The 14,127-nt window shown below is 47.8% G+C and carries 8 protein-coding genes; 4 read left to right on the top strand and 4 right to left on the bottom strand.

Features of this window, described 5'->3' with window-relative positions; translation table 11 throughout:
• Positions 1 to 2: 2 nt before the first annotated feature.
• A complete protein-coding gene (locus FEM33_RS16665) occupies positions 3 to 1,730 on the bottom strand; it encodes a RagB/SusD family nutrient uptake outer membrane protein (protein ID WP_139013130.1) in 1,728 nt (575 codons plus the stop codon).
• A gap of 20 nt (positions 1,731 to 1,750) precedes the next feature.
• Positions 1,751 to 4,765, bottom strand: coding sequence for a SusC/RagA family TonB-linked outer membrane protein (locus tag FEM33_RS16660; protein ID WP_229214280.1), 3,015 nt, complete (start codon positions 4,763 to 4,765; stop codon positions 1,751 to 1,753).
• Between the two features lie 247 nt (positions 4,766 to 5,012).
• On the opposite strand from FEM33_RS16660, the gene FEM33_RS16655 reads away from it, so the two are divergent.
• Positions 5,013 to 8,984: a hybrid sensor histidine kinase/response regulator transcription factor gene (locus FEM33_RS16655; protein WP_139013129.1), complete on the top strand. Its 3,972-nt coding sequence runs from the start codon at positions 5,013 to 5,015 to the stop codon at positions 8,982 to 8,984.
• Positions 8,985 to 9,182: 198 nt separating this feature from the next.
• Positions 9,183 to 9,593, top strand: coding sequence for a response regulator (locus FEM33_RS16650; RefSeq protein ID WP_139013128.1), 411 nt, complete (start codon positions 9,183 to 9,185; stop codon positions 9,591 to 9,593).
• A gap of 99 nt (positions 9,594 to 9,692) precedes the next feature.
• Here FEM33_RS16650 and FEM33_RS16645 read toward each other — a convergent pair whose 3' ends face one another.
• Positions 9,693 to 10,577, bottom strand: coding sequence for a YitT family protein (locus FEM33_RS16645; protein WP_139013127.1), 885 nt, complete (start codon positions 10,575 to 10,577; stop codon positions 9,693 to 9,695).
• 311 nt (positions 10,578 to 10,888) lie between these two features.
• Here FEM33_RS16645 and FEM33_RS16640 point away from each other — a divergent pair, with 311 nt between their 5' ends.
• Positions 10,889 to 12,166 carry a chloride channel protein gene (locus tag FEM33_RS16640; RefSeq protein WP_139013126.1) on the top strand — a complete coding sequence of 426 codons (1,278 nt, stop codon included), beginning with the start codon at positions 10,889 to 10,891 and terminating at the stop codon, positions 12,164 to 12,166.
• An 89-nt stretch (positions 12,167 to 12,255) separates the two neighbouring features.
• On the opposite strand, the gene hmpA is transcribed toward FEM33_RS16640, so the two are convergent.
• A complete protein-coding gene (hmpA, locus tag FEM33_RS16635) occupies positions 12,256 to 13,458 on the bottom strand; it encodes an NO-inducible flavohemoprotein (RefSeq protein ID WP_139013125.1) in 1,203 nt (400 codons plus the stop codon).
• 117 nt (positions 13,459 to 13,575) lie between these two features.
• Here hmpA and FEM33_RS16630 point away from each other — a divergent pair, with 117 nt between their 5' ends.
• Entirely contained in the window at positions 13,576 to 14,013 is a 438-nt protein-coding gene (locus tag FEM33_RS16630; RefSeq protein ID WP_139013124.1) for an RrF2 family transcriptional regulator, read from the top strand.
• The last annotated feature ends 114 nt before the right edge of the window (positions 14,014 to 14,127 follow it).

The following is a 14,127-nucleotide window of genomic DNA, read 5'->3' as shown; positions in this document are numbered from 1 at the left end:
GTTTAGTATCCGGGATTTTGCTTCAATTGAGGCGAAGAGTTCAGCACATTCTGTCCGATCGGGAAAATGTCCGTGTGGTTGTCTGCATCCGGTTTTTTATCCCACCATGTACCGGTACTGAACACGCCCCAGCGAACCAGGTCCGTTCTTCTTCTGCCTTCTGCCAGAAACTCGCGCATCCATTCATCAAGCATTTCCTGGTCGGTCAGCTGGCTTCCGTCTGCCTTGTAAAGACTTGGCGAGCCGGCCGGATAGTAGCGCTTGCGCACGGTGTTCAGCAATGCTGCGGCACCTGCCTTATCGCCGGCGCGGTATTTACATTCAGCCAGAGAATAATAGATTTCGGCAAAGCGTACTTCTGCATAAGCCGAAGAAATCTTGTTCGGATCGTCACTTGGATAGTAGGGGTACTTTACCGGATACAGACCAGAATTGTTGTCTCCATTGTTCATGTTGGAAACTTTGTCAGCAATTTTGGTTCCGGGCTTGGCATCGAGGAATTTACCCACCTGGTCACGCAGGAACAGCGGGTAGGGGCCTTTGAAACCTCTTACGGTATCCTGTTTGCCCGCCGAATTGGTATAAGGCAGATAGCCGTACAGGAACATTCCCTCGCGTTTGCTGTTGCCCAGATTTTTATACTTTTTCAAACGGACATCATCCTTGTATTTCTGGAATTTGATAAATGGTTTTCCCAGAGCAAAGTTGTATTCCACGCTGTCCACGTCACGGCCCGGCTGCATGGCGTACTTGGGGTTGGCATTACCGAAATCGGTGAACCCGAAATAGCTTGGCGCGAGGTTGGGAAGCATCCAGAAATACATACCGCCGTCATACTGCCAGTGCGTCTGCGCGAAACTTCCCGGAAAACCGAAGATCGTTTCTTTGGATGCCGGATTGGTGTAATCAAATGGTGCATCCCAGCGACTTTCAAGTGCATAGTTGCCGTATTTTCCATCAATGATGTCCTGAGCCATTTTTGCACAATCTGCATAGCGGTCCGTGCCGGTGTAAACCTTTGAATTCAGGTAAAGCCGCACCAGAAGCGAAGCTGCGCCGCCCTGCGTCCAGCGCCCCACTACATTGTCGCCCAAAGTTGTATTGGTCGAAAGCTTTGGAAGCGCATCTTTCAGTTCCTGCTCGATAAAAGCAAATGCTTCCTGCGGCGAAACCTGCGGGCCGCCTTCTGTCTGGCCTTTCACTTTGGTAACAATTACAATATTTCTGTAAAAGTCCAGCAAACGGATGTTCAGCCATGCACGGAGTACTTTCAGCTCGGCGATCATGCCGTCCAGCTCTTCACGCGTCATTTCGAACTTGGAAGGATCGGTAATGCCTTCCAGATCTTCCAGCGAGTTGGTCGCCAGCGTTACGCCGCCGTAAAGCGCGTTCCAGGGATCGCTGGTAAAACCGTCCTGAGGCGTCCAGGTATGATAATGCACACGCTGAAACTGCCCGCCGTCAAACCAGTCGCCCTGCCGGTTGATGGTCATCATTTCATCGGAGCTGTTTTCCTGCAGCATGAATGTATTGCCGCCCTGAATGCTCCAGTAACTGTGTTCAAATGCTCTCAGAAAGTCGCGCGTAACGTCTTCACGTGTCTGCAGAAAGTTTTCGGAAGTGATCCGGTCGTATAATTCTTCGTCCAGATTGGTGCAGCCCGCCGTCACCGAGAGCAGCGCGCAGGCAGCAAACCTGAATACGTATTTTGAAATATGATTTCTTTTCATTTTTGAATCAAATCAGGATATTAAAAAGTAAGTTGTAATCCCAGCAACAGCTGCGTTGTTGACGGATAGTAGTTGAGCGTACCGTTGTTGTCCGAGTTTGTATTTACGCCCGGGTACAAACCGTTGATCTGGATCAGGTCGGGATCGCCGCCTGTGAACTTGGTGAATGTGGCCAGGTTTCGCGTGGTAGCATAAATACGTGCCGATTTCATGAATTTCGATTTCAGCGGCTGTGTGTAGCTGAGCGTAATGTTGTCTATTTTCAGGAATCCACCCGGTTCCAGAAAATAATCCGACAAGGAAGAGTACGTGGAGGTACTCGTCAGCTTGGAATATTTTCCGCCGTCGAAAGCCGAGGTCAGCAGGTTGGCATTTTCCTGGGCAGCCGGTGTTCCGAGGTAAAAGGCGTAGGTGTTGAACAGCTTGTAGCCAAATGCACCGCGGAGAAACACGCTCAGATCCCAGTTTTTATACGTGAAATTGTTGGTGATCCCCGTTGTGAACTTGGGAAGCCCGTTTCCGATGAATTGCTTGTCATCGTTGTTGGCTTCATTGGCAGGCACGATTTCACCATTTTTGTTATACACCAGCAATGCACCGGCATCATTTACTCCGGCAGATTTCAGCGCATAGAAACCTCCGATACGTCTGTCTTCCTGCAAGCGCTGAAGTGTTCCCGGGCTTCCGGGTGCCGGCATGCCTACGACATCAATGTAGCTCTGGCCTTTGAAAAGGTTGTTGGAAAACGAAACGAATTTATTGTCATTGAACGCGCCGGTAACGGACAGGTTATAGCTGAATGCACCTTTATTGACCACCGCTGCACTCAACTGCAGTTCCACACCCGTATTGCGCATGGTTCCCACGTTGGCAAACGTTTGTCCCTGGATATTGGGGGGATTGGATACATTGTAGTTACCCAGAAGATCCTTGTTGGTACGAACGTAGTAGTTCACACTACCGCTGATCTTGCTGCTGAACAGTTCAAAGTCAACACCGGCATTGAAGTTGGCCGCTTTTTCCCAGCGCAGGTTGTAGTTGGTGTTCTGGTTGGGTCCCCAAACCTGATAGGAGCTTCCGTTGTAAGGATAGTAGCCGTAGCCGCCGTACGTATCCAGCGACAAGTAGTTGCCGAAATCCTGGTTTCCCGTTTCACCGTAATCCGCGCGCAGTTTCAGCTCGTTAAGCCAGGGATTGTCTTTCAGGAAACCTTCCTGTGTGATGCGCCATGCAAAAGATGCTGCCGGAAAATAGCCCCATTTGTTGTCATAACCGAACTTGGAAGAACCTTCACGGCGAAGACTGGCAGACAAATAATATTTCTGATCAAAATCGTAGTTCAGACGTCCGAAGAAGGCGATCAGTTTCGAGCTGTTTTTGTAAGAACCTACGCCGTTAACTCCTTTTTCCAGGTTCCATAATCCGGTTCCGAGTCCGTTGTAAGTAAGTACATTGGAAGGAAAATTTTCATTGCCTGCGTTAAATCCGGATGCAGTGAAATACTGGAAAGAATAACCTGCCAGCAGCTTTACAGAATGTTTGCCGCGGTCAAGGAAATAATTTCCCAGCCATTCAAGGCTTTTCTGGTCGTTCTCTTCCAGCCGCTGCGATGCCGAATTGCGTCCGGTTCCGTTGATGACCGGCGTGATGTTGGAAGGTGTAAAGTCCATCAGGCGATAGGATGTGCTTACTTCTCCGAATGTCAGTGTCGTGTTCAGGTTTTCAAGAATGTTCAGCTTCACCGAGCCGTTCAGGTCCAGCGATTTGCGCTCACGGTCCCGAACCACCATTTTGGCATTCTCAACCGGGTTGTTGGCAAAAAAGCCCGAGTTGATGTAACTGTACTTGCCGGTAGAGTCCCGCACCGATATCGTCGGGTTCAGCGTCAGTGCATAGTTGAATGCACTGTAATCAGCCTCGCTGACCTTTGCATAACGCGGCGCAACACTGAATGTAAGTGCCAGAAGGTTGTTGGCAGTAGTATGATTGATGTTCACCCGGCCGCCATATTCTCTTTTTCCCGAACGCAGGTCAATTCCGTTTGCATCGCGGAAATCCACGGAAGTGAAATAGTTGGTCTGCCCGGTTCCTCCTGAAAACTGCAGGGTATGCTTGTGGGAGAACGATGGCTGGCGGCTCACTTCTTTCAGCCAGTCGGTATTTCCTCCGAAATCATAACCCCGTTTGTTGGCCAGGAACTCATCTTTGGAAAGCACCGACAGCTGGTTGGCCAGAAAGTCAAAAGTAGTATAGCCGTCATAGAACAGGCGCGGCTCGGCGGAGCCTTTCTTGGTTGTAATCACAATGACCCCGTTGCTTCCGCGCGTACCGTAGATAGCCGAAGCTGCGCCGCCTTTCAGCACGTCAATGGATTCGATCTCGTTCTGGTTGATGTTGTCGATGTTACCGCCCGGAATTCCGTTCACGACAAACAATGGCCCGAGACCGGCACTGCGTGAAGATGCACCGCGCAGCTGAATGTTCGGCGAAGAGTTCGGATCGGCCGTTGACGTGTTGGTTACCGTAAGCCCGGCAACCTTGCCCTGAATCGCCATCATCGGGTTATTGCCGCCTACGCGCAGCAAATCCTTGCCTGACAAGTGCGTGATGGCGCTGGAAACTTCTTTTTTGTTCAAAGATCCATACCCGATCACAACCACTTCGTTCAGGGTTTTCTGATCTTCCAGCAAGGTGACATTCACGGTGGATTTGTTGCTTACGTCCACATCCTGAGAGGTATAGCCTACGCTGGAAACGGTAATTGTTTTGGCACCTGCCGAAAGTTGTAATGTGAATTTTCCTTCCGCATCGGTCGTGGTTCCGTTGCTTGTGCCTTTTTCGACAACAGAAACGCCGGGCAGTGCGCCTTGTTTGTCAGAAACTTTTCCCGAAAGCTGAGTTCCGGTCTGAACCTGGGCCACTCCGGACATGGCTACGAAAATGCCTAAAAGCATGGCCAGCATAGTCTTTGCAGACCACAGCATGGACAGGGGCTTTTTAGCAGTTTGTGCCGGTTTGTACAAATTATTTTTCATTAACATTGTTGTTTAAGCGGATCAGTTAGGTCCGTTCTTGTTACTTTCTGATTAAATTATTGGATTTATTTAAAGCGTTGCGAAGTTCCTTCTTTGCTGATTAATGGAATGATCTCTGTGTCTCAATTTCAGATCAAACTGTCTCAACATTTATATTTGTTAATTAGCAATGATTTTACAGGGATATATTTATAAATGATAAAAGAAAACCGGACAGCAAAGTCCCGGTATATGTTCGATTGATGGAGTGAAAAATCTGCTTGTAACACTTTGCTGCCTGTTTTTACATCTGGCCTGTCCGGCCCAGAATGCATCTTACTATTTCAAAAGTTACAAGGTCTCCGACGGCTTATCGGGCAATGCGACGGGCGATATTATCCAGGATAAAAAAGGATTCATCTGGATCGCAAGCCGCAACGGACTTAACCGGTTTGACGGCAATTCGTTCAAGATTTTCAGGAGCAGGCAGGGCGATTCCACCAGTCTGGGAAGCAATTCGGTTTTTTCGTTGTATGAAGACCAAAATGAAAAACTCTGGATCGGTACACATAAGGGAATTTACTTGTATAATCCGGTCAGTGATCAGTTTGCTCCTTTCAAACTGATCCCGCCGGGCGAAGTACGGACGATACGCGGCGACAAGGCAGGCGGCATCTGGATCATTTCTGATAATCAGCTGTACCGGTTTGACTCAGAAAAAAACACAGTAAAAACGCTTCCCGACGCTGCAAACACGGTTTCAATCCACATTTCGGCCAATGGGAAAGTCTGGGCGGCCAGTAACAACGGCATCATCCGGCGCTACAATCCTGAAACAGGCCAGGTTTTCGAATACAACCTTTCGGGTCGGGTACAGGAGATTTTTTCCAATATGCGGATGCAGTCGGTTTCAGATTCCGCTCTGCTGATCGGCAACATGAAACGTTTGCTGCTGTTCAACTTCAAAAGCGACAGGATCACAGACATTTCCGAACAAACAGGGCAGAAGGAAGACATTTATATCCATACGTTTTTTGAAAACGGCAAGGACGAGTACTGGCTGGGTTCCGAATCGGGTTTGTTCATTCTGAATCTGAAAAGCAGGAAAATGAACCAGATTGTCAAGGAAAAATATAACCCGTATGCCATTACCGACAACATCATCAATGCCATATTCAAGGACCGCGAAGGCGGGATCTGGATCAGTACACAGTTCGGCGGTGTCAATTATTACTCCTCGGAATACAACCGTTTTCAGAAGTATTTTCCGCAGCCCGGCAACAGCATCAGCGGAAATCTGGTCCATGAAATTATCAAGGACCAATATGGCAAACTATGGATCGGTACCGAGGATGCGGGGCTTAACCAGCTTGATTTGCAGACCGGAAAATTCAGGTCCTTTTTACCCGACGGCAAGAAAGGGAGTATTTCGTACCGCAACCTGCACGGGCTGGTAGCCGACGGCAATGAACTGTGGATCGGGACCTATGAGCATGGCCTGGATGTAATGGACCTGAAAACCAATAAAGTGATACGGCATTACAGCACCCGTATGCCGCACACTTTCGGCAGCAATTTCATCGTGACTTTATACAAAACCCGTGCATCGGATATTCTGGTCGGGACATGGTCGGGATTGTTCAGGTACAACCGCAAGACAGACGATTTTACGCCGATGCCGTTTTTCAATGCGCAGGTGCAGAGCATTCATGAAGATGAACAAGGAACAATCTGGGCAGCGAGCTACGGCGGAGGAATCTTTTATTATAACCCGAAAACCGGCAGGAAAGGCAGGATTCAGTATGTGGCCGGAAAAACCGACTGGCTGCTGGACAACTACATCAACAGTCTGTACCAAAGTAAAAACGGCGATTTCTGGTTCTGCACCGAACACGGACTTTCCAGATACAATGCCGTTACGGGTCGATTCCGGAATTACCGCATCGAAAACGGGCTGCCGGACAATCAGGTTTTCCGGGTGCTGGAAGACGATATGGGCAATTTCTGGATTTCAACTTCACGGGGCTTGTCGATGCTGGATTCCAGAACAGGAAAATTTACGAATTACAATGAAGCAAACGGACTGCCCAGCGAACAGTTCAACTACAACTCGTCCTATAAAAATGAAGACGGAACGCTGTTTTTCGGCACCGTAGCCGGAATGATCAGCTTCAGGCCGGGTTCGTTTATCAAGAATACGTATGTCCCGCCGGTGTACATTACAGGCATCCAGGCCAATAACCAGGAACTTCCCATCGGCGGCAAAGACTCGCCTTTGACCGGATCGCCGATCCATACCGGATGGATCAGGATTCCATACGACCGTTCCAGCCTGAGCTTTGACGTGGCCGCGCTCAGCTACGTAATCCCGGAAATGAACCGTTATAAATATCAGATGAAAGGTCTTGACAATCAATGGTCTGATCTGACGAGTAACAGAAAAATCACCTTTTCAAAACTTCCGCCGGGCCGTTATGTGTTAAGAATCAAAGGATCCAATAACGATCAGGTCTGGAATGCCCGGGAAACAAGGCTGAATATTGATGTCCTGCCGCCCTGGTGGGCTACGGTATGGGCTTATCTGCTTTATGCCTCGGCTGTGACCGCGATCGCAGTTATCCTCTTCCGTTACTACCATCTGGCTATGGGCGAAAAGAACAAAAGGGAAATTGAAGCCATCGAGATCGGGAAAGAGCGTGAGATTTACAATGCCAAGATTGATTTTTTTACCAACGTTGCACACGAAATAAGAACGCCGCTGACGCTTATCAAAATGCCGCTCGACAAGATGCTGGCCAATAAAAATGCCGATGCGGAAACACTGGATAACCTGACTATGATCAATAAAAATGCCAACCGCCTGATTGATCTGACCAATCAGCTGCTCGATTTCCGCAAGGCCGAGGCTAATAATTTCAGTCTGAACTTTACAAAAACGGACATCAACGAGCTGCTGGGCGACGTATTTGCCACGTTCCGGCCGGCAGCTGAACAGAAGAACCTGAATTATAAAATTGAGCTTCCCAGAATAACCCTGCACGCGTATGTTGACATCGAAGCATGCAAAAAGATCATCAGCAACCTGATCAACAATGCGGTGAAATATGCGGATAGCAGCGTAAAGGTAAAGCTTTTGCCTTTCAACAGTGACGACCTGCTCTTTCATATCGAGTTCCGGAACGACGGTTTTGCAATCGGGAGTGAAAACAGGGAAAAGATTTTCGAACCGTTCTACCGTCTGGAATCCAACCAGAAACAGGAAGGTACGGGCATAGGCCTGCCGCTTGCCCGTTCGCTGGCCGAGCTGCACAAAGGCAAGCTGGAACTTAAAGGCAATGCCATGCAGGAGAATATATTCCTGCTTTCGCTGCCGATCCATCAGGATTATGAAATGGACCTGAAAGGAACGGAGGAGGACACACCGGCCGATTTTTTTGCAGATAATGAGGCCACTGAAACGGCCGATCCCGCCAAGCCGATGATTCTGATCGTGGAGGATAATGTGGAAATCCTGAATTACCTAGGCAAGGAACTGGGTGCTTCCTATAACGTCATGCGGGCACTGGATGGTCAGCAGGCAGTTGAAGTGATGCAGCGTGATAATATCCAGCTCGTGATCAGCGATATCATGATGCCCGTCATGGACGGAATCGAGCTGTGCAGGAAAATGAAAAGCGACGTGCAGTTTAGCCACATTCCGATCATTCTTCTGACTGCCAAGAGTTCGATCAATTCCAAAATTGAAGGACTGGAAGTAGGAGCGGACGCTTACATTGAAAAGCCGTTTTCGCTGGATCATCTGGCTGCCCAGATCACGAACCTGATGAACAACCGGAATATCATCAAGGAATATTTTGCCCGCTCGCCGCTGACGCACATTAAAGGAATTGCTTTCTCGACGGCTGACAAGAAGTTTCTGGAAAAGCTGAACGCGATTATTTCCAGACATATCGCAGACAGCAACCTGGATGTGGATCTGCTCTCATCGCTTATGAACATGAGCCGCCCGACCTTGTACCGCAAGATCAAGGGCATATCGGACCTGACGCCAAACGAGCTGATCAATTTATCACGACTGAAACGGGCCGCTGAACTGCTTGCCGAGAACAAATACAAGATCAACGAGGTTGCGGATATGATCGGTTACAGTGTGCCTACCAATTTTTCCAGGGATTTTCAGAAGCAGTTCGGAGTAAGCCCTTCCAATTATGTGAACAAACTGCAAAATGGAATTTCCTGACCACTTTCCGTTTTGAAACAGAAAGTGAAGGCGTTTGAAGTTGTGAATGTCATGATTTCATTGCATGGGTATACAGGCGCTTGAATTACAGTCGGTTACGAGTAAAGCGGCCCGGAAATTCTTGCAGCGTGTTGATTAAATTTGTTTGCTAAATTTATCTATCGGTTTGGTAGATTACGAAAATGTTTATCTTCGTAAATGGTAAAAAGCAAGACGTTATATTTGGCAGATGATGACTATGATGATCGCATGTTATTGATAGATGCAATCAAAAGCATTGATCCGAGCATTGAAATCATTGAGGCAGAGGATGGTAAGGAACTTCTGGATATTCTGCAATCCGATGCCCCGACGCAGCAAAGCCTGATTATCCTGGACGTTAACATGCCGAAAATGAACGGTCTGGAAACACTGGCCAGATTACGCGGCATTCCCGACCTGGCTGCCATACCGGCTGTTATGGTATCTACATCCAGTAAATCGGAATTAATGGAATCGGCAAAAAAGCTTGGTGCAGCAAATTATTTTTTAAAACCGACCAAAATAAATGAGTTGCTGCAACTGGCCAAACAGCTCATTTTCGGCCTGAGCGGCACCATGCCGGCTTGAAACTTATGCATAAAAAAGGACGTCTTCGCAAAGGCGTCCTTTTTTTATAAACAGCAAATAAGCGGCTGCTTTTTGCAAAGCATCTGCGGTATTTGTATGCTAATGCAACGGTCTTTTCTTGATCATGCCGCCTTCCGTATCATCGATGCTATGCTGAATAATGAAGGCCTGCGCGTCCAGCAGTTTGATTTCCTTCCGGAGCTGCGGGATCTCCAGCCGGGTAACAACCGTAAAAATAATGTCCATGTTGATGTTGCGGTCGCCGCGTTTGCCGTAACCTCTTTTTCCCTGATAAATCGTTGCGCCGCGGCCCAGCTTTTCGGTAATAACCTGACGGATGTTTTCGCTTTGCTCTGAAATAATCGTTACGCCGGTGTACTGTTCAATGCCGTGCAGCAGAAAGTCAATCATTTTGGCAGCGGCAAAATAGGTCAGAATCGAATAAAGGGCTACTTCAATACCCAGGAAAAAGGCTGCGGTGGCAAATATGATGATGTTAACAATCAGGATCACGTCGCTTACTTTCAGGATCTGGGTGCTTTTACTGACGAGCATGGCTGCAATTTCGGTTCCGTCCAGAACAGCCCCGCCGCGCATGGCCAGCCCAATTCCTACACCGATAAAAACTCCGCCGAAAATGGCCGTCAGCAATTTGTCGGGCGTAATGTCGGGAAACGAAATGGTGGCAAGGCATACAGACAAGCCGATAATGGCCAGCGCACTTTTAATGGCAAATGTCTTTCCCATAAATTTGTAACCCATAAAGATGAACGGCAGATTGATAACGATCAGCAGGTAAGGCAGCGGAATGCCGAAAATATGCGTGAGCAGCATGGAAATACCCGTTACGCCGCCATCAATGAAATGACTGGACAACAAAAACCCTTTCAGGCCCATACTGGCCGAGAGGATTCCCAGAAGGATCAATACGGCATTTTTAATTTCATTGGAGAGGTTAAACGGAGTTTTAGATTTTGAATTCATATGTACAAGTCATTAAATTAAAGAAATTACGGATTGGATCCGGCAGGGTATTGTGTAAAAGTCACCGTTGTAATCCCGTCTGCATGCCCGTGAAATGCGATATGCGGAGCCTGCATGCTGTCAAAGCCGTTGGATTGAAGCTGGCATGCAATCCTTGTCAGAAACTATTCAGGGCGGCCATTCGTTTTTCAGAAGGTACAATCTGTAAAAGTGGGAAAGCCGGTTTTAAAGTTTTCTCTGCGCAACTGCCAGGCTTATACGCTTCATTTGCCGATTCTTTTGCAAAAGTCTGTTTTTATTACAATTATCGCATGAAACTTACTTATTATCAGGTATTAAAAATCAGAAGAGTCGGCGGCGTCCTGGCTGCTGCTGCATTTACAGGAGTGCTGTCCGCCCTGCTGGCAGATTCTCTCAAAGTAATAACCGAACATTATGAAGAGCAGTTCCTTGAAAAGCTGCATGAAGAGCAGTATCTCGTTTTTCTGCTGCCGCTGGCCGGACTTTCCCTGATCCATTTGCTGAGACGTTTTTTATTTAAAAATAAAGCAAACAAAGGCATTAAGGAAGTACTGGATGTGGTCAATAAAAAGTCAAATTCCCTGCCTGCCTACAAAATCCCGTCTCATTATCTGAACGGTTTTCTGACCGTTATTTTCGGCGGTTCAACGGGCATCGAGGTTTCTACCGTAGTTTCTACGGCGGCTATCGGTGCGCTTTCCAGCAGAAAGGCGGGCTTTCTGCATAAGTATAAAACGGACCTGGTCTGTGCCGGGCTGGCGGCAGGCGTAACGGCTCTTTTTAATGCGCCGGTTGCCGGGTTTCTGTTTGCTTTTGAGGTTTTTACAAAAAGAAAAAGCAAGCTGCATACCGTTTCGGTCATTACTGCCGTGCTGGCTTCCTCTTTGCTGACCAACTATTTCTTTTACAAACAGATTTTTCACTTTAATATATCAAACTGGAATGCTTCGGCTTTGCCGTACATGGTTTTACTGGGGGTTATAGCAGGTTTCAATGCGGTTTATCTCACAAAGTGCGTGCTCTTTTATAAAAAATTCTTTCAGTCCATTTCCAATGAATACCTGAAAATCATAGGCGGCTCACTGGCCATTTCTGTCATCCTGTATGCTTTTCCGAGTTTGTACGGCGAAGGTTATGCCGGTATAAAAACCATCGCTGCTTCTCGGCCGTTGCCCGCCCTTGCCGTGATGCTGCCCATGCTTCTGGTGCTTTTGCTGAAACCTTTGGTCACTTCTGTAACGTTGGGCGTCGGAGGTGATGGCGGAGTATTTGCACCCAGTCTGTTTATCGGCGCATTTCTGGGCATGATCGTTTGTGTAACATTAAACCATTTTTTCGGGCTGGGACTGATTCCGCTGAATTTTATTGTGATCGGAATGGCGGCGGTTTTAAGTGTAAGCATTCATGCGCCGCTCACATCCATCTTCCTGGTTTGCGCAATTGCTGACAATTACGTGCTTTTCATCCCGATTGCCGTTGCCAGTCTGATTTCGTGGGCCGTTGCGCAGTATATTTTCCCTTATTCGGTATATACCTACAAGCCTGCTGTCCATAATACTGTAAGCTAAAAAACCGTTTTTCGGAAGTTTGATTTCCGGAGTTGCTACGGCTTTACAAATAAAACAGCAAAAGCCCGTAACGGGCTTTTGCTGTTTTATTACATCACCAGAACGGCAGGTCCGAACTCCTCAAAGTGAATAGCCTGTGGATCAATGCCCTGAGCACACAGATAGGCAAAGTGCTTTTTGATAAATACGCCCGGACCGCAGATGTAATACGCTGCATCCGGAACGATGGCATCTTTTATCCTGCACAGATCAACATAGCCTTCATAGTAGTTGTCTTCCGTGTTATTCTCCATTTTGTCATAAAAAGTATGCACGGACATGGTGCCATGTTTGCTGCCCAGTTCCTTTACCGTGTCCCTGAATGCATGTACTTCGTATCCTCGGCAGCCATGAATCCAGGTTACCGGTCTGTTTTTGCCGGATCCGGTCATATATTCCAGCATACTCATAAACGGGGTAAGCCCGACACCGCCGCTGATAAATACAACCGGATTGGTATCGTCAAGATCCAGAACAAAGTCACCGGACGGAGGCGAAACCTCGATAACAGTTCCTTCCTGAATCTGTTCATGCAGCAGATTGCTTACATAGCCTTCCGGACGATCCGGATGGCCGTGCTCCCTTTTTACTGAAATCCGGTAATATCTGCCATTGGGCGCACACGAAATACTATACTGCCGCGGCTGAAACACGTGGAGTTCGGGTACAAATAACCGAACCGTAATATACTGTCCGGGAAGGAAAGCGGCGACATGGCCTTCGTCGGAAGGGTACAGGTAAAAAGAAGTGATTTCCTGCGATTCTTTTACTTTTTGTTTCACCACAAACGGGCGCCAGCCGCTCCATCCGCCTTCTTTTGCTACGGAGTTGCTGTACAGTCCGGCTTCCGCGCCGATCATGATTTCGGCAAGCTGTCCGTATGCTTCGGCCCACGCATCAATCAGCGCAGGACTTGCGGCTTCACCCAGCACTTCACGGATGGAAGCCAGCAGATGTTTGCCTACAATGGCATAATGTTCCGGCCTTATATCCAGGCTTACGTGTTTGTTGGCGATGCGGTTCACAGCGTATGCCAGTACGGAAGGGTTGTCGATGTGCTCTGCATAAGCCAGTACGGACAAGGCCAGAGCAGTGGGCTGTGCGCCGGTGTGCTGGTTGGCACTGTTGAATACATTCTTTAATTCCGGGTTTTGTGTAAGCATCCGGTTGTAGAAATAAGTGGTTAAAGCCACGCCATGTTCTTTCAAAACGGGAACGGTTCCTTTTACCAGTTCTTTTTGCTCGTTTGTCATTGCTATAATTTAATATATAAATATCTTTTTATCCTTTATGTAAAGGTGGGTATTTATTGAATAAAGGACAAGAATATCCTTTTATTATTTTTAACTTTGTTTCTACTATCAAATACAATGGCCATATTTTCCAAAACATGCGAGTATGCAATCCGCGCTGTGTTTTACATCGCGCATAAATCGGCTTCCGGCGACCGGGCAGGACTCAAAGATATTGCAGCCGGCATTGATTCGCCGGAACTGTATCTGGCCAAAATTCTTCAGGATCTCAGCAGAAAAGGACTGATCCGTTCCGTAAAGGGTCCGAACGGCGGATTTTACGTGGATGCGGATTCACTCGCCAGACCATTGAGCGACATTGTAGAGGCAGTGGATGGTCAAGGACTTTTTCACGGCTGTGCGCTGGGATTGAAACAATGCTCGGAAATCAACCCTTGTCCGTTGCACGACCAGTTCAAATCCATTCGCGGCCAGATATCCGATTTACTGCACCGCACCACGATAGGCGGGTTCAATGAAGAACTGATCGGCGGGTTGCTTTCTTTGAAGAAGTAGTTTTTGGGGAGGAAGGGGTGAAGGGAGGAAGGGAAGAGGAGGAAGGGGCTTTGGATTTTTCTTGTTTCTTTTAGCAATATCATTAGTTTCTGCTGATCTGGTGCTTTGGTAAGC

It is taken from the genome of Dyadobacter flavalbus, from assembly GCF_006149045.1.
GTDB classification, from domain to species: Bacteria; Bacteroidota; Bacteroidia; order Cytophagales; family Spirosomataceae; genus Dyadobacter; species Dyadobacter flavalbus.
Note: the sequence above shows the minus strand (reverse complement) of the source record. Positions and strands in the feature narration are given on the sequence as shown.

Coding starts and splice junctions, on each gene's coding strand:
- FEM33_RS16665 (WP_139013130.1), bottom strand. CDS start 1,730: ATGAAAAGAAATCATATTTCAAAATACGTATTCAGGTTTGCTGCCTGC.
- FEM33_RS16645 (WP_139013127.1), bottom strand. CDS start 10,577: ATGAATTCAAAATCTAAAACTCCGTTTAACCTCTCCAATGAAATTAAA.
- hmpA (WP_139013125.1), bottom strand. CDS start 13,458: ATGACAAACGAGCAAAAAGAACTGGTAAAAGGAACCGTTCCCGTTTTG.
- FEM33_RS16640 (WP_139013126.1), top strand. CDS start 10,889: ATGAAACTTACTTATTATCAGGTATTAAAAATCAGAAGAGTCGGCGGC.
- FEM33_RS16660 (WP_229214280.1), bottom strand. CDS start 4,765: ATGAAAAATAATTTGTACAAACCGGCACAAACTGCTAAAAAGCCCCTG.
- FEM33_RS16650 (WP_139013128.1), top strand. CDS start 9,183: ATGGTAAAAAGCAAGACGTTATATTTGGCAGATGATGACTATGATGAT.
- FEM33_RS16630 (WP_139013124.1), top strand. CDS start 13,576: ATGGCCATATTTTCCAAAACATGCGAGTATGCAATCCGCGCTGTGTTT.